We start from the raw sequence: 22,313 nt of genomic DNA, 5'->3' as shown, positions 1-22,313 counted from the left end.
CCGCTATCCGGCGAGGGCTCGACGGCCATGGACATCATCGGCACGATCATGGCCGCCGGACGTTCGGCGGTGGAACTGTCGCTCTTTACGCTCCTGCCCGTCATGGTCGTCATGTTATCGATCATGCGGCTGGCGGAGGCCGCGGGCCTCCTCGACAGGCTGACGCGACTCCTCGCGCCGCTGCTTCGCCCTTTTGGCCTGACGGGCCTCAGCGTAATCGCGCTCCTGCAGGTCAGCTTCGTGAGCTTTGCCGCGCCGGTCGCCACGCTCGCCACCATGGAGCGCCAGGGCGTCTCGGATCGGCATCTCGCCACCACCTTCGCCATGGTCCTGGCGATGGGACAGGCCAACGTGGTCTTTCCGATGGCCGCGCTGGGGCTCGACATCGGACGGTTCATCGCGATCTCGATGATGGGCGGGCTCGTGGCTGCGACCCTGACCTACCACGTCTTCGCAAGCCGCCTCTCCCGCGATGGACAGAGCGACGACACCCTCGTCTCGCTGGCAGCCGTGGAGGACGCGCGGGGCGTCCTCGCGATCATCAATCGGGCGGGGAGCGAGGCGTTTCGGATCGCGACGGGATCGATTCCGATCATGGCCCTCTCGCTGAGCATTATCGCCGGCGTACGGGCTGCGGGCGGGCTTGATGGCCTTGATTGGCTTCTCTCAACGCCCCTGGACCGGCTCGGGATCGATCCGCGCCTGATCGCACCCACGTTGAGCAAGTACCTTGGCGGCGGCGTCGCGGCGCTTAGTGCCATGGCCACTCAGGAAGCCGCTGGCGCGATCGACGCAGAGTTCGTCAACCGCGCGGCGGACTGGCTCGTCCACCCGCTGGATCTGCCGGGCATCGCCATCCTGACCACGGCCGGCAGCCGCGTGGCGAAGCTCTGGGTTGTCGCAGCAGTTGGCGCTTCCGTGGGTATTTTCGTGCGCGCGACAGTGGGAATGTTCATAGGAGGCTAAGACGGTAGAAGTATAGCGCTTTCCAATTACTCTTTAGTATGGCTTGGGAGGCCCGAACGTCACCACCCGCGACGATGGATTCAAGATCTGCATCGTTGGTCGCTGTCATTGTGCTGAGCCTAGACAGAAAGCGATAGGTCGATGCCGGTGTCGGCGCACTGGCACTCATGGGACGACTGCTTTCAGGCTACCTGCCCCTAAAGCGGTCCGTCTGCTTCCGGCCCAACTTCTCACAAGCCACTGATTCGCTGGAGGAGCAATCGGCAGCGCTTGGATCACTATGGACTGACGCTGGATGACGGTCGGCACTGTGGTTCCAAACGGGTAGCAGTTCGCGTACTCAACATTTCTCGTCGCGGAGTGACGGGTTGCATGAGTCAGAATCGCCAGCGATGAAGCGCGGAATGTTTTGCAGTAACCTAGAGCTTAACGATAACGATACTACTATCGTGATGCTGTGCCGTCTGCGCGCAAGTGAATGAAAAAGGGGGGGGTGAATGCCGGCTTACGATAGGCAGACGTCATTGAGAATTTGGAACGAATATCACGTTCTCAAGCTGATGGTTCGTCCGGCAGCCGGGTTCAGCCTTGTGCCGAGCGACGATCTGCACGGGAAGGTCGTGCGTGAACTCAACAACTATATCTCGAACATCGCTAGTCCGTATTTTGCGATATGGACCAGGGAGTTCTTCGATCCACGATCGCCGGTCATCGACTATTCCACCGTAGCTGAACCGAACGCCTTCGCGATCGGAGACTCGATCCCGTTGAACGGCGGGCGCTGCCTAGCCAGCATCGTCCTGCCGTCTGCCTTTGTTGAAGCTAAACCCAATCCACGGGGAAGGCCCGGGTCGTCGTCGCGCACAAACGTGACGTCTCAGCAGGTCACGCGCGCTTGCATCACCGGTCTCTACGACCCGATCGAGCTCGGTGTCGCGCGCGCGGTCATGGTGCAAGTCTATCGTCTCGTTCGTTTCATCGCTGGCCACCTGGACGCAGAAAATCGAGAGGTGGCCAATGATCGTGCCATGGACGCCCTCCATCCTTATGTCGAACCGCTCAGTGCTATGACCTTCCATCGCGGTTCATCTGGACTTGGAGTGGACGACGGACGATCCGTCGTAACGAAGATCCTCACTGATATGTGCGAGGAGGCGCCAGCTCACGTCGCTTTCATCTACGGTACGCAAGACAGTCGTGAGATGGGCTGGGCATGGGCGAAGGCCGGAAAGGCCCAACCGCGAAAGTTGAACGCCAAGCCGACCGATTTGCCTCAAGTCCAGGACATGCTGGCGGTTCTTCAGAGTCTTGTGGCTCTCCGTCTCGAGGCGCGTGTCAAGGCCGATGCTATTCGACGTCTGAAGCGGGAGGCGGTCAAACAGGACAAGCTTTCTGTATCCGATACGGCCGGGGAGGGATACGACGTTCCCAGCGACGTGGCCGAAGCCATTGGCTTGATGCGGTATGCCGACCGCTTGCCGGGCGATGCCATGATGGTCCGTTTGGCGCATGAGTTCGAGTTCGATGCATCGCGTCTGATGCCAACGAAGGCTTATCTGCGCCCGCTGATGGAGGCTGCGATGGCTGTGGGTGCATACGAGCGACGGGTGGAAACGGAGCGTTCAGTGCTGGCGACCTATGGTCTGCGAGCGTGGTCCAGGGGGTTCTACGGACTTTCCCATCCGGCGTGTCAGGCGGCATTGGAGATCGCCTCAACGATCCCGAATCCGCTTCTTCCAGCGTTGGACGAGATGCCAGAGATGCTCCCGGTGGATGCTGAGATGCGGCGCCTTAAATCGACACCATAGCTGGTCGAGGAGCGAATCGAGCGAGGCTTCCACCTTCGACGGGTAGCACACAATCATGACGTAAAACCTCACCGGGCGAGGGAGATCGTACAGACACTGCTCGTATCCGTCCCTGAGTCCTTTCGCGTAGCGGTTCCGGCGGGATGCCTTCAACTGGGCGCAGCGATCCTCAAGGGCGGCCACCTTCCCAAGGGTTTGCCGGTTGCAATTCAGGATACAGGCTTCGCGTTTGGCGAGAAGCTGGCCAAGCTGCCTGGGGGGAACCAGTTGTGCCGCTTCCATGATAACAGCTGCCAACTGATCGGGGTGGCAGCGGAGGATTAGCCGGTGAAGGGGCGCGCGATCGTCGCGCACCCGCTGGATGATGGATGGATCGAGACGCTTCATCAGCCGAACAGCACCGCGAAGGTCCGCTCCATTCCGGCGCGCCAGGCGGTCAAGTCTCCGCGGATGTATGATGCGAGGACCATCCGTTCCTTGATCTCGGGCATCAAATCCTTGATCGCCATATCCGGCAGCTGCCATGGGGACAGGGACGTCCGACCGATCGCGGTGAGAGTACGCATCGGCAGCCGCGGGTGGCGCGCGGAGTAACGGCGGTCCAACGTTTTGAGGATCGTCGTGTAGGCCTTCTGCGCCGATGGCACGCCCAAGTCCTCGACGCTCCCTCCGTCTTCGCACAGGAGTGGTACGATGCGGGCCGTCGGCAGAACCGCCTCGGCACGTTTGATGGTGCGGCAGGCCAGGAGAATGGCGTCCGGATGCGTTGTCGTTGGAACGATGACGGTGACGGCACGCCGCCGTTCGGCGAGTTCGTGGTCGAGGTCTAGAGCGGCTGCAGCGTCGAAGAATCTGGCGTCGTTATTGGCGCCGCAGTCGACGATCGTGACGCCACGGCCTTCCAAGATCTGCATGAAGAGCGGCTCGAGCGCGACGGCATCCGCCAGATCGTCCTGCCGCAGCGTATCCGCCGACGGCATGCGGATCGTCGTCACCAGATCGCCGAACATCGAGGGCAGCGTCAGTTGGTCGTCGATCTGGCAAACACTGACGTCGGGTGTCCTGGCAAGAAAAAAGCTCGTCAGCGCCGCAGCCGTGGCGGTCTTGCGGGTGCCACCGCGCTCGGTCGCGATGATGGCGATTTGATCGACGGGCGCGTCGTTCGTGTGGGCATCAAAGGTCATGATCTATTGCTTTCAAAAGGGCGCGGCTCTGAAGGATCCGTGCGCTGGGGGAGGTCGGAGGGGTGGCTTCGGACGATGCGGCGTCCGGAACCGCGGCCGGGATTTGGGTGGGTCGGAAGGGTTGCCGGTGAATTGGTTGCAGATGCAGTCGCTCGCGCGAAGGGAGCAAAGCCGGCGCCCGGCGGAACAGGGAGCGCAAGGAGCCTGCCGAAAGCGGGGGACGGTCCATCGCGATGAGAGGTGCCGAAAGGACGCCGGCGATGTCCCGCCAGCCGACGCCATCGTCTCGGGCAGCCCGAATCATCGCTGCGCACTGGCGAACGGCATGGGATATGGATGCGTTGCCGATGTCCGTCCGCAGCGACGTTCGGAACGCGGTCGCCAACTCGGCCGCCGTGATGCTGGTGCGATAAGTCATGGCGCTGAGCGTACGACGCAGGCGGAAGCGCAGACCCCCCACTTAATTCGTGTCTCGATCTGCGCTCAGCGCTTCATGGTCACGGGCCGGTTGCGATGACGTCGTCGACGAGTTGGTACGCTCGGCGAATTAAGTGGGGGGTCCGGCCGCTAGGCGATCGCCACGATCGCCTGCATGTCAGACGAACGCCGAAGATACCCCAAGTCGCCATATCCTCGTCCGTTCGCCGCAGTGGTGGAAGGGACAATCGCGATCGGAGAACCTGAGTTGGCTTTGTTGGGCGCAGTGCTCGAGAACATTATCTCTGAGGGTGAATGGGATCCCAAACGACGGGCGGTTCGTGTTGCGGACGGTGGATGCGAGTAAAAGGTATGATCGCGTGACGGATCAGAAGCTCGTGCCGGCGGTCGCCTACTACCGCGTTTCCACCAAGCGACAGGAGCGCGAGGGAATCAGCCTTGCGGACCAGAAGGTCGCCGTCGAGGCGTACGCAACCCAGCACGGCTTTACGCTGGTCGAGGCCTATGTCGATGGCAAGTCAGCTCTGACGCAGAATCGTCCCGCACTCCAGCGTCTCCTACGAGATGCTGCAATCAACCCGCCGCCGTTCCGCGCCATCATCGTCTACGCTCAGTCCAGATTTGGACGGAACGCGCCGGAAACCGAGCTGACCCTCCGCGATTTGCGGCGGCGCGGTGTGGAACTCTACTCGGTCACCCAGCAGATCGCACGCGACGAGGGCGGCGATCTGATGCGACAGCTCCTGGCCGTCGTCGACGAGCATTCGAGCCGCGAGACCGCCAAGCATGTTCGCAGCACCATGAGGGCGAATGCAAGCGCGGGCTATTGGAACGGGTCTGCACCGCCGTTTGGCTACAGGACCTACGTCTGCGAGGTGGTGGGTAAGAAGCAGAAGAAGAAACTTGCCGTCGATGAGGTGGAAGCGCCGGTCGTGCGCATGATCTATCGCCTCGCGCAGATCGGCGACAACCGATCGGGGCCAATGGGTGTGAAGAACATCGCCTCCCATCTGAACGCAGCCGGTTACCGCACGCGCAGCGGCAAGATGTGGCATACGGGACCGCTGCACGCACTGATGACCAACTCCGTCTACAAAGGAGTCTACGTCTACAACCAGACGGATTCGCGGACGCGCGAGGCGAGAGATGACAGCCAGCACGTGCAGGTGTCCTGTCCCGCGATTGTGGATGCCTCGACGTGGGATGCGGTGCGCCAGTTGCTGCGGAGTCGCAATCCGAAGGTCGCCCTGCCTAAGACCGTCTTGGGCCCAATCCTTCTGACCGGCCTCGTGCGATGCGCCGACTGCGGGGGTGCCATGACCATTCGAACCGGCAAGAGCGGTCGCTATCGCTACTACACTTGCGCTACCCAGCAGGCCCGCGGGAAGTCGGCTTGTGCGGGTCGCTCGGTACCGATGGACAAGTTGGATCACGCCGTGACCACGACGCTTGTTCGCCATCTGTTCGAGCCTAGCCGACTGGCGCGTATGCTGCAGATGATCGACGAGCGGCGTGCAAGCTCGTCGGCATCGGAGAACAGGGAACTCATCCGAATCGAGGAGGAGTTGGCACGGGCGAACGCGCGACTGGCCGTCCTCTACGATGGCGTCGAACTGGGTGCGTTGAGCCTGCGTGATCCGGACATCGCCGGTCGCATCGAGCGAGCCAAGACCGAGCGGGCGATCGCTCAGGCCGGTAAGGAGCGCGTGCTGGCCCGGATCGGACCGAGCCTTGACCTGACGCCTGAGAAGGTTGTCGCGCTCTCACAGGTCATGTCCGACCGCATCGCGAACGGTGCGGTGGCGTTCCGCAAGAGCTACATCCGGGCGACGGTGGACAGCATCGTGGTCGGCGACCATGTCGCCACCGTCCGGGGCCGAAACGACGTCCTGCGCCAACAGATCGGAAAGGTCGATCAGTTGGCAGAACTGGTGCCCAGTTCTGTTCAGGAATGGCGCACCCGACAGGATTCGAACCTGTGACCTCTGCCTTCGGAGGGCAGCGCTCTATCCAGCTGAGCTACGGGTGCCTCTCGCGGGCGCGGGGCCTGCGATGCAGTCTTTCTTGGACGGACCGTTGATACAGGAGCGGCGGCGGGGGGGCAAGACGGGATCGTCGCGTCAGCGCTCGTCGTGCGAGGCGGGGCGAAGGCGCCGGGCGAGCGTGCGCTCGAGCTGGGTGAGGGCGTCGTAGACGAGCACCGCCAGCACCGCGACGATGGCGCCGCCCTGGAGCACGAAGGCGGCGTTGTCGGAGAGGAGGCCGGCGATGATGACCTCGCCGAGCGTGCGCGCGCCCACCGTCGAGCCGATCGTCGCCGTGCCGAGGCCGATCACGGCCGAGAGGCGCAGGCCCGCCACCATCAGCGGCAGCGCCAGCGGCAGCTCGACGCGCCAGAGCCGCTGCCAGCCGGTGAGGCCCATGCCGCGCGCCGCCTCGATCACCGCCGGGGGCAGGGTGGTGAGGCCGGTCAGCGTCGTCTCGAAGACGGGCAGCAGCGCGTAGAGGAAGAGCGCGATCAGCGTCGGCGTCTCGCCGAAGCCGACGGCGGGCACCGCGAGCGCCAGCACCGCCACCGGCGGGAAGGTCTGGCCGACATTCACGAGGCTGCGCGACAGCGGCAGGAACTCGGCGCCGACGGGCCGCGTCACGAAGATCGCCATCGACACGGCGAGGAGCGCGGCGAGCGTGGTCGACAGGGCGACGATGCGCAGATGCTGCCACGTGAGGTCGAGCAGGTCGCCCTGGTTGTAGATGACGGGCGCGCCGGCGCGCGCAAGCGGCGCCAGAACCGGCGCGGCGAGATCGGGAAAGCCGAGCAGCACCACGAGGAGGGCGACCGCGAGGATGCGCGCGGCGAGAGCGAGGAGGCCGCGTGCCCCGAAGGCGGGCGCCCCGAGGCGGATGGCGCTGGCCCTCACGCGGCGGGCCGCGCGGCGGCGGCGATCAGCGAGGCGGCCGTGACGATGCCGAGCGGGCGCCCGGCGGCGTCCGTCACGGGAGCCGACGCGCGCCCCGTCCAGAGGAGGTCGGCGAGCGCGTCGCGCCGCGTGGCGCCGACGGGGATCGGCGGCCCGGCGGCGGTGCCGGGCTCGGCCAGCGCCTCCAGCGTTTCCAGCGACAGTACCTTGAAGGCCCGGTCGCCGCTGCCGATCATCTCCTCCACGAAGGGGCTGGCGGGCCGCGACAGGATGTCGACGGGCCGGGCGTATTGCACGAGGCGACCGGCATCCAGCACCGCGATGCGGGCGCCGAGATGCACGGCCTCCTCCATGTCGTGGGTGACGAGGATGATCGTGGTGCCGGTGGCCTTCTGCACGGCGAGGAGATCGGCCTGCGCCTTGGCGCGGATGATCGGGTCGAGCGCCCCGAAGGGCTCGTCCATCAGGAGGATGTTGGGCTTGGCCGCGAGCGCGCGCGCCACGCCCACGCGTTGCTGCTGGCCGCCCGAGAGCTCGTGCGGAAAGCGCCCGGCGAAGAGCGCCGGGTCGAGGCCGAAGAGTTCGAGCAGCTCGTGCGTGCGGGCCTCGCGCCGACGCCGGTCCCAGCCGAGCAGCCGTGGCACGGTGGCGATGTTCTCGGCGACGGTGCGGTGCGGAAACAGGCCGTGGTCTTGGATCACGTAGCCGATGCGCCGGCGCAGCTCCGGCCCCTTGATCGTTCGGTTGTCGACGCCGTCGATGAGAATCGCGCCCGCGCTCGGCTCGGTCATCCGGTTGATCATGCGCATCAGCGTCGTCTTGCCCGAGCCCGAGGTGCCGACGATCGCCGCGATCGTGCGCGGCTCCACGGTCAGCGTCACGTCGTCCACCACGCTCCCGTCGCCGTAGCGCTTGCTGACGTTTCGGATCTCGATCATGGCGCGCGGCCCTTCGATGGGGTCGAGGCGAGGTCCACCGCGGCGTCGAGCACCACGGCGGAGGCGAAGGCGAGGGCGACGGTGGGCACGGCGCCGAGGAGCACCAGATCCATCGCCGTCTGTCCGACGCCCTGGAACACGAAGACGCCGAAGCCCCCGCCGCCGATGAGCGCGGCGATCGTGGCGAGACCGATATTCTGCACGAGCACGATGCGGATGCCCGTGAGGATCACCGGAAAGGCCAGCGGCAGCTCGACCTGGAACAGGCGCTGGCGGCCGCTCATGCCGAGGCCGCGTGCGGCGTCGTCGGCGGCGCGCGGCACGCCGGCAAGGCCCGCCACCGTGCTCGCCACCACCGGCAGCAGCGAATAGAGGAAGAGCGCGACGAGCGCCGGCGCGACGCCGACGCCGCGAAGGCCGATCGCCTGCGCGGCCGGCACATGGGCCGCGATCCAGCCGAGCGGCGCGATGAGGAGCCCGAACAACGCGATCGACGGAATGGTCTGCACGATGTTGAGGACGTTGAGGATGGGCTCGCGCAGCGCCCGGATGCGGTGGCAGGCGATGCCGAGCGGCAGACCGACGAGGCTCGCCGCGGCCAGCGAGCCGAGCGCCAGCACGACGTGGCGCGTCGCCTCGCGCCAGAAGCTGTCGGCGCGGCCCGCATATTCGCGCAAGATCGACAGACCGTCGAGCCGCCCGGAGCCAAGCAGCAGCGCCAAGCCGGCGGCGAGCGCGGCGAGCAGCAGCACGCGCAGAGCCGGCGAGGGGCGGAGGCGCGTCAATCCGTCGGCGGCGAGCATCGCGAAGGCCAGCAGCAGCAGCCAGAAGCCGGCCGCCGGCGACACCCGCGCATAGCGATCGCCGGCACCCGTGAGGTGCGCCGGCGACAGGCCGAGGGCGAGGAACAGGAGCACGACGACCACGGCCGCGGCGAGAAGGCGGGCCCATGCAGGCGTGCGCAGCAGCGCGACCAGCGCCCCCGCCGCGACCGCGAACAGGAGGAGGCCTGCGACCGAGGCGGGCAGCGCGTCGGTGATCCCGCACCCCTCGCCGGCGACGATGCGGTTGGCGCGAAACAGCGCGAAGGGCGCGCCGAGCGCGCCGAAGGCGGCGAGAGCGGCGACGGGAAGCCCGACCTTGTTGATCCCTCCTCTCAACGGCCCCTCTTTCCCCGGCTCGGCGGTGCGCCTTTCCGGCGACCGTCACACGCTTCTATTATGGAGCGGGAATCCGAGGCGTCAGCGGGCGCTGCGACACGGCGACGCCATCCTTGTGCCGCCCGCAACGTTTCGTAACTGGAAGGTCATCCTGCGGCCATGCTCGGCCCTTAGACGGCGAACGGCATTCGCTTCACGCAACGAACCTGGGATGGCATGGCCCACCGGCTCCGAAACACCTTCGTGATCCTCGCGCTGGCAGGGGGGCTCGTCGCCGGCGGGGTCGTCTGGCAGCGCGGCCGCGTCGTGCCCGACGTTGTCCCGGCGACAGCCGTCGCCGCGCCGGCGGTGCCGGTGGAACTCGCCAGCCTCGAGGTTTCGGCCGTCGCACGCGAAGACATCGCACGCACGATCCGCGTCTCGGGCTCGGCCTCGCCGCGGCGCCAGACCGTGGTGACCGCGCAGGTGTCCGGCCGGCTCGAGGCGGTCGAGGTCGAGGTCGGCGACACGGTCGCGGCCGGCCAGACGCTGGCGCGCTTCGACACGGTGGCGCTGCGCTCGGCGCTCGATGCGCAGCAGGCGACGCTGGAGGCGCGCGAGGCGCAGCGCCGGCTCGCGGCCTCCGTGCTGGAGCGCGCGCGCAAGCTTGGCACTGCCGGCATCTCGTCGGAGGCGACGCTGCTCTCGGCCGAGGCCGATCTTCTCAATCTCCAGGCGCAGGTGCGCGGCCTCGAAGCCTCCGTCGCCGATGCTCGCAAGGCGCTCACGGATGCCGTCGCGACCGCGCCCTTCGACGGGGTGGTGGCCGAGCGCAAGGTCGAGCCGGGGCAGAGCGTGCCCGTCAACACCGAGCTCCTCACCGTCGTCGATCTTCGGGAGATGGAGATCGAGGCGATGGTGCCGACCAGTCGCATCGCGGAGGTGCGCGTCGGCCAGCACGCCGCCATCCGGCTCGAAGGCACGAGCGGACGCACGCTCGACGCCGTGGTGGCGCGCATCGCGCCCGTGGCGGTGGCGGGCTCGCGCGCGGTGCGGGTGTTCCTCTCGGTCGACAATCCGGAAGGGCTGCTGCGCGGCGGCCTCTTCGCCACCGGCGAGATCGAGGTCGAGCGGTTCCGCGACGTCATCGCGCTGCCCGCCGGCGCCATCCGCCGCGACGAGGCCGGCGCCTTCGTGCTGAAGGCCATGGACGGGCGGCTGCGCCGGCAGGGCGTCGACACCGGCGCGGTGTTCGCGGACCGCGGCACGGTGGAGATCGCGCAAGGTCTGAAGCCTGGTGACGTCGTGGTGACGGCGCCGCTGCCCAATCTCAAGCCCGACGTCGAGGTCACCATCGTCGATCTCGGCGCGGATCTCAGCTGAGATGGTCCTCACCCGCATCTCCGTCGCCCATCCCGTCTTCGCCACGATGATGATGGCGGCGATCGTGGTGATCGGGCTGTTCGGCTACTCCCGGCTCGGCGTCGAGCAGTTTCCCGAGGTCGACCTGCCGGTGGTGGTCGTGTCCACGACCTATGACGGCGCCTCGCCCGAAACGGTGGAGAGCGAGGTGACGCGGCCGGTGGAGCAGGCCGTCAACACGATCGGCGGCGTCGACGAGATCTCCTCGCAATCCTTCGAGGGGCGCTCGCTCGTGATCGTCGAGTTCACGCTCGACACCGATTCGCGAACCGCCGCGCAAGAGGTGCGCGACCGCGTCTCGCGCCTCAAGGCCGCCTTCGCCGACGGGGTCGACACCCCGCAGGTGACGCGCTTCAACCCCGACGACCAGCCGATCCTCTCGCTCGCCGTCTCCTCGCCGACGCGCTCGCTCACCGAGATCACGACCGTTGCCGACCAGATCGTGACCAAGCGGCTGAACGTCGTGGCCGGCGTCGGGCAGACCTCGATCGTCGGCGGCGCCGAGCGGCAGGTGCAGATCCTGCTCGATCCCGAGCGCATGGAGGCACTCGGCGTCGGCGTCACCGCCGTGCTCGACGCGGTGCGGCGCGGCAACCAGGATTTCGCGGCCGGCACGCTGATCTCGGGGGCGGATGAGCGCACCGTCACGGTGGAGGGGCGCATCGCCGACGTCGCCGGGTTCGAGCGCCTGATCGTGGCGCAGGAGGGCGGCGCCCCGATTTACCTCGCCGACGTCGCCGCGGTGCGCGAAGGCGGCGCCGAACTGACGAGCCGGGCGAGCCGCGACGGCGTGCCCGCGCTCGGCATCGACGTCGTGAAGATTCAGGGCGCCAACACGGTGGAGGTCGCCGACAATCTGCGCGCCGAGATCGCCCGGCTGCAGACCGAGCTCGGGCCCCAGGGGCTGCAGCTCGCCGTCTCGCGCGACAATTCGCGCTCGATCTCGGCGCAGGTCTCCGAGGTGCAGCGCACGCTGGTCGAGGGTGCGTTCCTCACCGTCGCGATCGTCTTCCTCTTCCTCAACTCCTGGCGCTCCACCGTGATCACCGGGCTGACGCTGCCGATCTCGGTGATCGGCACCTTCGCGGTGATCCATGCGCTGGGCTTCACGCTGAACACGATGACGCTGCTGGCGCTGTCGCTCGCCATCGGCATCCTCATCGACGACGCCATCGTGGTGCGCGAGAACATCACGCGCCATCTCGCCATGGGCAAGTCGCATCGGCAGGCAGCGCTCGACGGCACGAACGAGATCGGCCTCGCGGTGCTGGCGACGACGCTTTCGATCGTCGCCGTGTTCCTGCCGGTGGCCTTCATGGGCGGCGTCATCGGCCGCTTCTTCCTGCAGTTCGGCGTCACCGTCTCGGTGGCCGTCCTCATCTCGCTCTTCGTCTCCTTCACGCTCGACCCCATGCTGTCGAGCGTCTGGTACGATCCGCACTCGCAGCCCGGCGCGAAGCGCGGGCCCCTCGGCCGGCTGGTGGCGCGATTCGACCGCGGTTTCGAGCGCCTCGCAGGCTCCTATGCCGGTCTGATCCGCTGGAGCTTCCGCCACCGCATCCTTACCGTGCTGATAGTGCTCGCGATGTTCGTCGGCAGCCTGATGCTGGTGCCGCGCATCGGCGCCGAGTTCATGCCGGAGGGCGACAACGGCGAATTCACCGTCTCGATCGAGGCGCCGCAAGGCTCCTCGCTCGACTATACGAGCGTGAAGGTGGCCCAGGTCGAGCGCGTGCTGCGCACGACGCTCGAGGTCGCCAACCTCTATTCCACGATCAACGCCAGCGGCGCGCGCGGCTTCAACGCCGCGACGATCGCCGTCACGCTGAAGCCCGTGACGGAGCGCTCGCGGTCGGTTTCCGAGATCATCGATCCGCTGCGGCGCGACCTCGCGCGCATCGCGGGGCTCACCGTCTCGCTCAACCAGTCCTCGTTCGGGGGCGGCGGGGGCGGGGCGTCGGCGAAGCCCTTGCAGCTCTCGGTGCTCGGCGACGGGGAGGGCGAGCTGAAGCGCCTGTCGGACCGCATCATCGCCGCGCTGACGGCCATTCCCGGCGCCGTGGAGGTGGAATCGTCGATCGACGACCTGCAGCCGACGCTCGCCGTTCGCGTGCGCCGCGAGGCGGCGAGCGATCTCGGCATCACACTGGCCGAGATCGGCGACACGCTGCGCCCGCTCGTCGCCGGCAACGCCGTCTCCGTGTGGAACGCGCCGGACGGCGAGACCTACGACGTCAACGTACGCCTGCCCGGCGCGGCGCGCGCGCGGGCCGACCAGCTGCGAGCGCTCACCATCGCCACCGGGCGGCGCGACGCCGAGAACCGGCCGGTGACGGTGGCGCTCGACCAGGTGGCCGACGTCGTCGACAGCGTGGCGCCCGCCTCGGTCAACCGGCGCGACCTCTCGCGCGAGGTACGCATCTCCGCCAACGTCGAGGGGCGCCCGCTCGGCGAGGTGACGGCCGATCTGCAGCGGGCGATCGCGGGTATCGAAATGCCGCCGGGCTACCGGCTCTCCTTCGGGGGCGACGCCGAGAACATGGCGGAGAGCACCGGCTACGCCGTGCAGGCGCTGGGTCTCGCCGTGATCTTCATCTACCTCATCCTCGCCTCGCAGTTCGGCTCGTTCCTGCAGCCGGTGGCGATCATGATGTCCCTGCCGCTCTCGCTCATCGGCGTTCTCATCGGGCTGCTCGCCGCCGGCTCGACGCTCAACATCTTCTCGATCATCGGCTTCATCATGCTGATGGGCCTCGTGACGAAGAACGCCATCCTCCTCGTCGACTATTCCAACCAGGGTGTGGCACGCGGCCTGTCGCTGCGCGACAGCCTGGTGGAGGCCGGCGCGGTGCGCCTTCGCCCCATCGTGATGACGACGTTGGCGATGATCTTCGGCATGGCGCCGCTGGCGCTGGGCCTTGGCGAAGGCGGCGAGCAGCGCGCGCCGATGGCCCATGCGGTGATCGGCGGGCTGATCTCCTCCACCATCCTGACGCTCGTCTTCGTGCCTGTGGTGCTGACCTATCTCGACGGCTTCCGCCGCCGCACGCGCCGCTTCCTGCCGCGCTCGGCCGACGACGGGGCGGCGCATCCGGCGGAGTGAGCGGGTCGCCGCTTCGCCGTCGCGGCTGCGGCCGAGCCGTCCTTTGGTCGAAACTTCCTTCGGATGCCGAACTTTCGAGACGGATTGCCCTTGCAACCGTGTGGTGTCTCGCGCCTCATGTCGGCCATTGCGGGCGTTCGTCGAACGCCCGCTCTACGACCCGCGACGGGCTTCGCCCCGCGTCGCCGCAACGGAGTGTTCCATGGCCCGATTCGCATCCGCCCTTCTCGCCGCCGCTGCCGCGTCGACCCTTCTGGTCTCCGCCGCCCTCGCGGCCGATCCCGCCAGCTGCAAGACCGTGAAGATGTCGGATCCCGGCTGGAGCGACATCACCTCCACCAACGCGCTCGCCTCGACCGTGCTGGAGGGCCTCGGCTACGAGGCCGACGTCGAGACGCTCGCCGTGCCCATCGGCTACCAGTCGCTCGCCAACAAGCAGATCGACGTGTTCCTCGGCAACTGGATGCCGGCGCAGCAGAAGTTTCGCGACGAGCTCGACGCGAAGAAGTCGGCGGACGTGCTGACCAAGAACCTCGAAGGCGCCAAGTTCACGCTCGCCGTGCCGAACTACGTGGCCGAGGCCGGCGTCAAGGACGTCAAGGATCTTGCCGCCAACGCCGGCAAGTTCAAGAAGGAGATCTACGGCATCGAGCCGGGCGCTCCCGCCAATCTCAACATCCAGTCGATGATCGACGCGCCCGACTACGGCCTCAAGGGCTGGAAGCTCGTCGACAGCTCCGAGCAGGGCATGCTCAGCCAGGTGCAGAAGGCCGGACGCTCGAAGGACTGGATCGTCTTCCTCGGCTGGGCGCCGCATCCGATGAACAACATGGGCCTGACCTACCTTTCGGGCGCCGACCAGTTCTTCGGCCCGAACTACGGCGGCGCCGAGGTCTTCACGCTGGCCCGCGCCGGCTACGCGGGCGAGTGCCCGAACGTCGCCAAGCTCTTCGAGCAGGTGAAGTTCACCGTGCCGATGGAGAACGAGATGATGGCGGCGCTCGCCGACGGCACCGACGCGAAGAAGGCCGCGAAGGACTGGCTGAAGGCCAACCCGGCGGTGCTCGAGCCCTGGCTCGCCGGCGTCACCACGCTGGACGGCCAGCCGGGTCTCGAGGCCGTGAAGTCCGAGATCGGGGGCTGAGGCCTCGGCGATTTCACGTCGTCTGCCGGCCATTCAAATGGCCGGCAGCGGCCGGCAGCGGCCGGTCGCTCCGGTCCTTGCCTGCGCTCCAGGCGCGCCGTTCGCTTAGGTTTCCTGTCTCTCGACACGAGCGGGCTGCGGCGACGCTGCAGGAGCGGATCGGCCCGATCGAGCTTAGCCGGACGTGACGATGAGGGCCGATGGCGTGCGAGGCGGAAAGGGCCTCGCATGCCCTGACGACTTGCGGAAGCGTCCTCTCAGGCGCCGCGAGATGCTCTCCTTCTCCACCACCCATAACGCTTTGCGATGGCGATTGCCTGCGGGCAAGGGGCGCCGTAAGCCTCTCGTGCCCGATCGCCAAGCCCGAGTCCCCATCATGAACGTCGCCCGCCCCAACGTCCTCGTCATCATGGTGGACCAGCTCAACGGCACGCTGTTTCCCGATGGGCCGGCGGGCTTCCTGCATGCGCCGAACCTCAAGGCGCTGGCGGCGCGCTCGGCCCGCTTCGTCAACACATATACGGCGAGCCCGCTTTGCGCGCCGGCGCGCGCCGCCTTCATGAGCGGCCAGCTACCCTCGAAGACCCGTGTCTACGACAATGCCGCCGAGTTCGCCTCCGACATTCCGACCTTCGCCCATCACCTGCGGCGCGCGGGCTATCGGACGTGTCTCTCGGGCAAGATGCATTTCGTCGGGCCGGATCAGCTGCACGGCTTCGAGGAGCGCTTGACCACCGACGTCTACCCCGCCGATTTCGGCTGGACGCCGGACTACACCAAACCTGGCGAGCGCATCGACTGGTGGTATCACAATCTCGGCTCGGTGACGGGGGCGGGCGTCGCCGAGATCACCAACCAGCTCGAATACGACGACGACGTCGCGCATTGCGCCACCGCCAAGCTCTACGACTACGCGCGCGGCAACGACGACCGGCCCTTCTGCCTCACCGTGTCCTTCACCCATCCGCACGACCCCTATGTCGCGCGGCGCCGCTTCTTCGATCTCTACGAGAGCTGCCCGGCGCTGGAGCCGGCGGTGGAGCGGATCCCCTTCGGCGAGCAGGACCCGCATTCGCAGCGCCTGATGATGGCCTGCGACGACCACGAATATCACATCGCCGACGCGCAGATCGCCCGCGCGCGGCGCGCCTACTACGCCAACATCTCCTATATCGACGAGAAGGTGGGCGAGCTCATCGACGTGCTCGACCGCACGCGGATGCTGGAGGACACCGCGATCCTCTTCGTCTCCGACCATGGCGACATGCTGGGCGAGCGGGGTCTCTGGTTCAAGATGAACTTCTTCGAGGGCTCGGCGCGCGTGCCCTTGATGGTGTGCGCCCCCGGCCTGCCCGCCGGGCCCTACATGCAGCCGGTCTCGACGCTCGACGTGCTGCCGACGCTCGCCGAGATCGTCGGCTTCGATCTCGGGTCTTCCGCCGCGTGGCTCGACGGGCATTCGCTCTTCGACACGGCGCGGCGCGGGCAGCGCGCCGAACCGGTGCTCATGGAATACGCCGCGGAGGGCTCGGTTGCCCCGCTCGTCTCGATCCGCCAGGGGCGGTGGAAGTTCGTGCGCTGCGCCGCCGACCCCGACCAGCTCTTCGATCTCGAAGCCGATCCGCGCGAACTCGTGAACCTCGCGGCCCAGCCCGCCTTCGCCGAGATCGTCGCCGGGTTCGACGCCGAGGTGCGGCGGCGCTGGGATCTGCCGCGCTTCGACGCCGAGGTGCGCCAGAGCCAGGCGCGCCGCCACGTGACCTACGAGGCGCTGCGCAACGGCGCCTACTACCCGTGGGATTTCCAGCCACTGCAGCGCGCCTCCGAGCGCTACATGCGCAACCACATGAATCTCGACAATCTCGAGGATTCGCAGCGCTTTCCGCGCGGCGAGTGAGGGCGGGCGGGTCTCGCAAAGGGCGCGATTGCTTAAGCCTGCCGCGCGATGCCTCGACCGAGGCCGGGTCTGCCGCTTCTTTGCGCTTGCCGCCGCAGCGGGCTTGGCCTAGCGTGAAGGCAATCGCCGCTGCGGGAGAGACCGGCTTCATTGCCGGCGCCGAAGGAGCAACCGCCCCGGAAACTCTCAGGCAAACGGACCGCGCGGCGCGATTTGAATCCGGAGAGTGACGGTGCCCGAACGCATCCGTCCGCCGAAGGAGAAAGCGGTTTCGGGACTGATCCCGGCTCCGTGAAACTCTCAGGCCAATGACGGAGGGGCACGAAGCCAGACCCGACGATTCGGGCAAAGGATTATCGTGACCTCAGTCGCCGTCATCGGCGCCGGCATCACCGGCGTGACCACTGCCTATAAACTCCTGGCCCAGGGCCTCGACGTCACCCTCTTCGACCGAAACGGCTATTCGGCGATGGAGACGTCCTTCGCCAATGGCGGCCAGCTCTCGGCCTCCAACGCCGAGGTGTGGAACAACCCGGCCACCTTCATCAAGGGCATCAAGTGGATGTTCCGGAAGGACGCGCCGCTCCTCGTCCATCCCGCACCGACCTGGCACAAGCTCTCCTGGATGGCCGAGTTCGTGATGGCCGCGCGCTCCTACGAGGCGAACACGATCGCCACCGTGAAGCTCGCCATCGCCGCCCGCCGCCATCTGCTCGAAATGGCCGACGCCGAGGGCATCGACTTCGACTGCGTGAAGCGCGGCATCCTGCATGTCTACGAGACCGAGGCCGAGTTCCAGAGTGCGCTCAAGGTGAACAAGCTCTACGAGAAGGGTGGGCTGGAGCGCGACGTGCTCGACGATGCCGGCATCCACGCGATCGAGCCGGCGCTGGCCGGGCGTTTCCGTGGCGGCTTCTTCACGCCGAGCGATTTTACCGGCGACATCCACAAATACACGCGCGGCCTCGCCGACGCCTGCCTGCGACGCGGCGGTACCATCCGCTTCGATGCCGACGTGACGCGCCTTTCCAAGCGCCAGGAGGGCGGCGTCGCCGTCTTCGCGCGGCGTACGGGCACGCAGGACGAGGCGGCGCGCGAGGATTTCGACGCCGTGGTGGTCTGCGCCGGCATCGCCTCGCGCCGCTTCGCCCATATGCTCGGCGACCGCGTCAACATCTATCCGGTGAAGGGCTATTCGATCACCGTGAACCTCGACGACGAGGCGAGCCGGGCCGGCGCGCCCACCGTCTCGCTGCTCGACGACAAGGCCAAGATCGTCACCAGCCGCCTCGGGCCGAACCGCCTGCGCATCGCCGGCACGGCGGAGTTCGCGGGCGAGAACCGTGACATCCGCATGGCCCGCATCAAGCCGCTGGTGGACTGGTGCCGCTACCGCTTCCCCGGCGTCTCCACCGCCTCGGTCGTGCCCTGGGCGGGCCTTCGCCCGATGATGCCCGATATGCTGCCGCGCGTCGGGCAGGGCAAGGCGGAAGGCGTCTACTACAACACCGGCCACGGCCATCTCGGCTGGACGCTCTCGGCGATCACCGCCGACACGATCGCGGCCGAGGTCGCGGGCGACTATGCGGCGCCCGGCGTCGCCGTCTCCGGTGCGCTGAAGCCGGTGGGCACGGTGCGCGCCGAGGCCGAGCGGTTGACCGAAGCCGCCTGATCGCCTGATCCCCTGCCTCGCGGGCAGGCGGCATCGTCCCGTCTGCTCGCGGGAGTTGTCATCCGGCAACTGCTCCCGATCTGTCCCCCGCATGTCCTCCTTCGCCGCGCGGCCCGCATCCTCGGGCCGTCGAAACGAGCGAGGACGAGAGCGATGGCCATCACACGAGAGGTCGCGGATGCCGCGCGGGCGGTGGAGGCGCGCGAGGGCGTTGCCGCCGCCGTTCTGCTGGCGGTGGCGCTGGTGGAGACGAACGCCCGTGCAACAGCGCGGGTCGGCGAGCGCGACGAGCCTCTGATCCGCTTCGAGGGCCATTATTTCGACCGGCTGCTCGCTGAACCCGCCCGGCGCATCGCCCGCACCGCAGGGCTTTCGCACCCCAAGGCCGGGCGCATCCGCAACCCCGCCGGCCAGGAGGCGCGCTGGCGTCTGCTGGCGCGCGCCGAGGCGATCGACCCCGAGGCCGCCTTCGCGGCGACCTCCTGGGGGCTCGGGCAGGTGATGGGCGCGCACTGGCAGAGGCTCGGCTTCCGCTCGGCCGCGGACCTCGCCGTGATGGCGCGCGGCTCGGCAGAGGGACAGCTGACGATCGCCGCCCGCTTCCTCAAGCTCGGCCACCTCGCGGACCGCCTCGTCTCGGGCGACGCGGCCGGCTTCGCGCGGCTCTACAACGGCCCGCGCTACGCCGAGAACGCCTACCACACCAAGATCGCCGCGGCCTACCGCGCGGCGCGCCGGGCGCTGGGAGAGGGCGCCTCCGCGCCGGCCTGATCCCTGCGAAACGGTGGCCGCCGGGGGGATCGGTCCTATGTCAGCCCTCATGACCATCCCCCCCGCTCTCGACCCCGCCCGTCACGCCCTCTTCATCGACTTCGACGGCACGCTCGTCGAACTCGTCGATGATCCGCAGGCCGTGGCGATCGACCGCGCGGCGCTGCTGCGGCTGGCCGCGCTGCAATCCGAGTTGAGCGGCGCCTTCGCGGTGCTCTCGGGCCGGCGCATCGCCGATCTCGACCGCTTCCTCGAGCCGCTGCGCTTCGCCGCCGCCGGTGTCCACGGGCTGGAGCGGCGCGGCGGCCCGGATGATCCGATCGAGCGCCTCGCCGGTCCCGAGCGGCTCGACCCGCTGCGCCGCGACCTCGGGCGACAACTTGCCGGCCGCGCGGACCTGCGCCTCGAAGACAAGGGGCTGGCGCTGGTGCTGCACTATCGCGGCCATCCCGAGTTGAAGGCAGAAGCCGAGCGGCTGATGGCGGAGGCGGTGCACGGCGACGAGGGGTTTGCCGTGATGAACGGCGACCACATCGTCGAGGTGCATCTCGCCGGCATGGACAAGGGCCGCGCGCTCGCCGCCTTCCTGGTGGCCGATCCCTTCCGGGGGCGGGTGCCCGTCTATCTCGGCGACGACACGACGGACGAGTTCGGGTTCCGCGCGGTGAAGGAGCGGGGCGGGATCGCGATCAAGGTGGGAACGGGCTTGAGCGAGGCGGACTACCGGCTGGCCGGCGTCGATTCGGTGCATCGCTGGCTCGGCGCGCCCGGCGAGCCGTCGGCTGCAGGAACGGGGAGCGAATAGCATGGCGGAACAGTCGGGACGTCTCGTGGTGGTCTCCAACCGGGTGGGGCCGCTCAGCGACGAGGGCAAGGCCGGAGGGCTGGCGGTGGGCCTCGCCGATGCGCTGCGCCGGCGCGGCGGGCTGTGGTTCGGCTGGAGCGGCGAGATCTCGGACGCCGGCTCGTCGAGCGAGTTGAAGACCGAGACGCATGGCTCGACCTCGCTCGTCACCATCGACCTGACGCAGGACGAGATCGACGGTTTCTATTTCGGCTATGCCAACCGCTCGCTCTGGCCGCTGCTGCACTACCGGCTGGACATCGCCTCCTTCGAGCGCTCGTCGGATCGCGTCTACCGTGCCGTGAACCGACGCTTCGCCGAGCGCCTCGCGCCGCAGCTGGAGGCCGACGACCTCGTCTGGATCCACGACTACCACTTCTTCTACATGGGCTCGGAACTGCGCCGCGCCAGCTACGACGGTCGGCTCGGCTACTTCCTGCACATTCCCTTCTGCCCGCCGGAGATGCTGACGGCGCTGCCCGCCAGCCACGATCTCGTGCGCGCCCTCCTCGACTACGACGTGGTGGGCTTCCAGACCGAGGGCGACCGGCGCAACTTCGTGGCCTTCTGCGTGCAGGAGCTCGGCGCCGAGGACGTCGACGGCGACCGCGTGCGAACCAGCGACGGGCGCGTCGTGCGCGCCTCCGCCTTTCCGATCGGCATCGACGCCGAAGGCTTCGCCGAGTTCGCCACCTCCGAGGAGGCGCGCGAGCACGAGGCGATGGTCAACGACATCTCGCGCGGCCGCCACCAGATCGTCGGCGTCGACCGGATGGATTACTCCAAGGGCATCGTGGAGCGCTTCCGCGGCTTCGAGCAGCTGTTGGAAGACCACCCGGAGGAGCGGGGGCAGGTGCAGTTCCTCCAGGTCGCGCCGCTGTCGCGCTCCGAGCTGGAAGCCTATGTCGATCTTCGCAACGAGCTGGAGGGCTTGGCGGGCAACATCAACGGCCGCTTCGCCACGCTCGACTGGAACCCGATCCAGATCCTCGTCAACGGCTTCACCCGCCGCGCGCTCGCCGGCATCTACCGGGCCGCGCAGGTCTGCATGGTGACGCCGCTGCGCGACGGCATGAACCTCGTCGCCAAGGAGTTCATCGCCGCGCAGGATCCCGCCGACCCCGGCGTGCTCATCCTCTCGCGCTTCGCCGGGGCGCGGGCCGAGCTTCCCGAGGCGCTGATCATCAACCCCTATTCCACCGACGACGTGACGCGCGCCCTGCTGCAGGCGCTGAAGATGCCGCTGGAGGAGCGCCAGCGCCGCCACGCCGCGATGCGCGAGCGGGTGTTCCGCAACACCGCGCAGAACTGGTGCGAGACCTTCCTCGCGGTGCTCGACGCGCCGGCCGAGCGCGACCTGCAACCGCGCTCCTGGTGGCACCGCTGGGGCTTCGGCGGCGGCCCGACCGGGGGATCCTGACCGCAATAGCGCATCTGGACCTTGGCGCCCGGCGGTGCGACGATCGTCGGACTGCATGGCATGCCGGGAGAACGGGCGATGCGCAAGAACACGGTCTGCCTCTGGTACGACGGCGAGGCGGAAGCTGCGGCGCGCTTCTATGCCGGGGTCTTCCCGGACAGCGCGGTCGGCGCGGTCCACCACGCGCCCGGCGACTACCCGTCCGGGCAGATGGGCGACGTGCTGATGGTGGAGTTCACCGTGGCCGGTATTCCCTGCCTCGGGCTGAACGGCGGCCCGACGTTCCAGCACAGCGAGGCCTTTTCGTTCCAGATCTCCACCGAGACGCAGGAGGAGACCGATCACTACTGGAACGCCATAGTGGACAATGGCGGCGAGGAGAGCGCCTGCGGCTGGTGCCGGGATCGCTGGGGCATCTCCTGGCAGATCACGCCGCGCGTGCTGATGGAGGCGATGGCGGCGGGCGGCGACGAGGCCCGGCGCGCCTTCGCGGCGATGATGGGGATGGGCAAGATCGACGTCGCCGCGATCGAGGCGGCGCGGCGCGGCTGATGCGCGACCGGCCCGCCAAACGCCGGCCGAGCGGCGGCGGGGGTGTTCCGGCGGGCCGGTCGATAGGCTAAGGATGGGCCAACCGCGATCCCCG

Annotated in this window: 16 protein-coding genes, 1 tRNA gene and 1 riboswitch; of the genes, 12 read left to right on the top strand and 5 right to left on the bottom strand. The window is 68.0% G+C overall.

Annotation, left to right across the window (positions count from 1 at the left end):
* Window positions 1-27: 27 nt before the first annotated feature.
* Both GGR04_RS14310 and GGR04_RS14305 read left to right on the top strand, forming a co-directional pair.
* Window positions 28-966, top strand: coding sequence for a nucleoside recognition domain-containing protein (locus tag GGR04_RS14310; RefSeq protein ID WP_183200596.1), 939 nt, complete (start codon window positions 28-30; stop codon window positions 964-966).
* A gap of 497 nt (window positions 967-1,463) precedes the next feature.
* A complete protein-coding gene (locus GGR04_RS14305; RefSeq protein WP_183200595.1) occupies window positions 1,464-2,774 on the top strand; it encodes a hypothetical protein in 1,311 nt (436 codons plus the stop codon).
* Window positions 2,775-3,160: 386 nt separating this feature from the next.
* On the opposite strand, the gene GGR04_RS14300 is transcribed toward GGR04_RS14305, so the two are convergent.
* Window positions 3,161-3,958 carry a hypothetical protein gene (locus GGR04_RS14300; protein WP_183200594.1) on the bottom strand — a complete coding sequence of 266 codons (798 nt, stop codon included), beginning with the start codon at window positions 3,956-3,958 and terminating at the stop codon, window positions 3,161-3,163.
* 797 nt (window positions 3,959-4,755) lie between these two features.
* Here GGR04_RS14300 and GGR04_RS14295 point away from each other — a divergent pair.
* Window positions 4,756-6,378: a recombinase family protein gene (locus GGR04_RS14295; protein ID WP_183200593.1), complete on the top strand. Its 1,623-nt coding sequence runs from the start codon at window positions 4,756-4,758 to the stop codon at window positions 6,376-6,378.
* On the opposite strand, the gene GGR04_RS14290 is transcribed toward GGR04_RS14295, so the two are convergent.
* The 4 genes from GGR04_RS14290 to GGR04_RS14275 all read right to left on the bottom strand — a co-directional run bounded on the left by GGR04_RS14290 (window position 6,349) and on the right by GGR04_RS14275 (window position 9,415).
* Window positions 6,349-6,425, bottom strand: a tRNA-Arg gene (locus tag GGR04_RS14290). The genes GGR04_RS14295 and GGR04_RS14290 overlap by 30 nt on opposite strands.
* A gap of 91 nt (window positions 6,426-6,516) precedes the next feature.
* The gene (locus GGR04_RS14285; protein WP_183200645.1) at window positions 6,517-7,302 is read right to left on the bottom strand and encodes an ABC transporter permease; all 786 of its coding nucleotides are present in this window, start codon (window positions 7,300-7,302) and stop codon (window positions 6,517-6,519) included.
* Window positions 7,303-7,313: 11 nt separating this feature from the next.
* The gene (locus GGR04_RS14280; RefSeq protein ID WP_183200592.1) at window positions 7,314-8,255 is read right to left on the bottom strand and encodes an ABC transporter ATP-binding protein; all 942 of its coding nucleotides are present in this window, start codon (window positions 8,253-8,255) and stop codon (window positions 7,314-7,316) included.
* On the bottom strand, window positions 8,252-9,415 hold the full coding sequence (locus GGR04_RS14275; RefSeq protein ID WP_183200591.1) for an ABC transporter permease: 1,164 nt from the start codon (window positions 9,413-9,415) through the stop codon (window positions 8,252-8,254). Before GGR04_RS14275 ends, GGR04_RS14280 begins: the two co-directional genes overlap by 4 nt.
* A gap of 216 nt (window positions 9,416-9,631) precedes the next feature.
* On the opposite strand from GGR04_RS14275, the gene GGR04_RS14270 reads away from it, so the two are divergent.
* From GGR04_RS14270 to GGR04_RS14230, 9 genes are all read left to right on the top strand, one after another.
* Window positions 9,632-10,777, top strand: a complete 1,146-nt coding sequence (locus GGR04_RS14270; RefSeq protein WP_183200590.1) for an efflux RND transporter periplasmic adaptor subunit — start codon at window positions 9,632-9,634, stop codon at window positions 10,775-10,777.
* Between the two features lies 1 nt (window position 10,778).
* Entirely contained in the window at window positions 10,779-13,919 is a 3,141-nt protein-coding gene (locus GGR04_RS14265; RefSeq protein WP_183200589.1) for an efflux RND transporter permease subunit, read from the top strand.
* Window positions 13,920-14,121: 202 nt separating this feature from the next.
* Entirely contained in the window at window positions 14,122-15,063 is a 942-nt protein-coding gene (gene choX / locus GGR04_RS14260) for a choline ABC transporter substrate-binding protein (RefSeq protein WP_183200588.1), read from the top strand.
* Window positions 15,064-15,439: 376 nt separating this feature from the next.
* Complete coding sequence (gene betC / locus GGR04_RS14255) at window positions 15,440-16,960, top strand: choline-sulfatase (RefSeq protein ID WP_183200587.1); 1,521 nt, start codon at window positions 15,440-15,442, stop codon at window positions 16,958-16,960.
* Between the two features lie 122 nt (window positions 16,961-17,082).
* Window positions 17,083-17,172, top strand: a riboswitch (glycine riboswitch).
* A gap of 146 nt (window positions 17,173-17,318) precedes the next feature.
* On the top strand, window positions 17,319-18,632 hold the full coding sequence (locus GGR04_RS14250) for a D-amino acid dehydrogenase (RefSeq protein WP_183200586.1): 1,314 nt from the start codon (window positions 17,319-17,321) through the stop codon (window positions 18,630-18,632).
* Between the two features lie 153 nt (window positions 18,633-18,785).
* Complete coding sequence (locus tag GGR04_RS14245; protein WP_183200585.1) at window positions 18,786-19,403, top strand: N-acetylmuramidase domain-containing protein; 618 nt, start codon at window positions 18,786-18,788, stop codon at window positions 19,401-19,403.
* Window positions 19,404-19,440: 37 nt separating this feature from the next.
* A complete protein-coding gene (otsB, locus tag GGR04_RS14240) occupies window positions 19,441-20,208 on the top strand; it encodes a trehalose-phosphatase (RefSeq protein WP_183200584.1) in 768 nt (255 codons plus the stop codon).
* Between the two features lies 1 nt (window position 20,209).
* Window positions 20,210-21,667: an alpha,alpha-trehalose-phosphate synthase (UDP-forming) gene (locus GGR04_RS14235; RefSeq protein WP_183200583.1), complete on the top strand. Its 1,458-nt coding sequence runs from the start codon at window positions 20,210-20,212 to the stop codon at window positions 21,665-21,667.
* 78 nt (window positions 21,668-21,745) lie between these two features.
* Complete coding sequence (locus GGR04_RS14230) at window positions 21,746-22,219, top strand: VOC family protein (RefSeq protein WP_183200582.1); 474 nt, start codon at window positions 21,746-21,748, stop codon at window positions 22,217-22,219.
* Window positions 22,220-22,313 lie beyond the last annotated feature (94 nt).

The sequence above is a fragment of the Aureimonas pseudogalii genome (assembly GCF_014196835.1).
Taxonomy (GTDB): Bacteria; Pseudomonadota; Alphaproteobacteria; order Rhizobiales; family Rhizobiaceae; genus Aureimonas; species Aureimonas pseudogalii.
The sequence above is the reverse complement of the archived record's forward strand: the minus strand, read 5'-3'. Positions and strand labels throughout refer to the sequence as shown.

Excerpts from the sequence above, each read along its gene's own strand:
- otsB (WP_183200584.1), top strand. The coding sequence starts at position 19,441 with ATGTCAGCCCTCATGACCATCCCCCCCGCTCTCGACCCCGCCCGTCAC.
- betC (WP_183200587.1), top strand. The coding sequence starts at position 15,440 with ATGAACGTCGCCCGCCCCAACGTCCTCGTCATCATGGTGGACCAGCTC.
- GGR04_RS14270 (WP_183200590.1), top strand. The coding sequence starts at position 9,632 with ATGGCCCACCGGCTCCGAAACACCTTCGTGATCCTCGCGCTGGCAGGG.
- GGR04_RS14230 (WP_183200582.1), top strand. The coding sequence starts at position 21,746 with ATGCGCAAGAACACGGTCTGCCTCTGGTACGACGGCGAGGCGGAAGCT.
- GGR04_RS14245 (WP_183200585.1), top strand. The coding sequence starts at position 18,786 with ATGGCCATCACACGAGAGGTCGCGGATGCCGCGCGGGCGGTGGAGGCG.
- choX (WP_183200588.1), top strand. The coding sequence starts at position 14,122 with ATGGCCCGATTCGCATCCGCCCTTCTCGCCGCCGCTGCCGCGTCGACC.
- GGR04_RS14305 (WP_183200595.1), top strand. The coding sequence starts at position 1,464 with ATGCCGGCTTACGATAGGCAGACGTCATTGAGAATTTGGAACGAATAT.
- GGR04_RS14300 (WP_183200594.1), bottom strand. The coding sequence starts at position 3,958 with ATGACCTTTGATGCCCACACGAACGACGCGCCCGTCGATCAAATCGCC.
- GGR04_RS14235 (WP_183200583.1), top strand. The coding sequence starts at position 20,210 with ATGGCGGAACAGTCGGGACGTCTCGTGGTGGTCTCCAACCGGGTGGGG.
- GGR04_RS14280 (WP_183200592.1), bottom strand. The coding sequence starts at position 8,255 with ATGATCGAGATCCGAAACGTCAGCAAGCGCTACGGCGACGGGAGCGTG.
- GGR04_RS14310 (WP_183200596.1), top strand. The coding sequence starts at position 28 with ATGGACATCATCGGCACGATCATGGCCGCCGGACGTTCGGCGGTGGAA.
- GGR04_RS14265 (WP_183200589.1), top strand. The coding sequence starts at position 10,779 with ATGGTCCTCACCCGCATCTCCGTCGCCCATCCCGTCTTCGCCACGATG.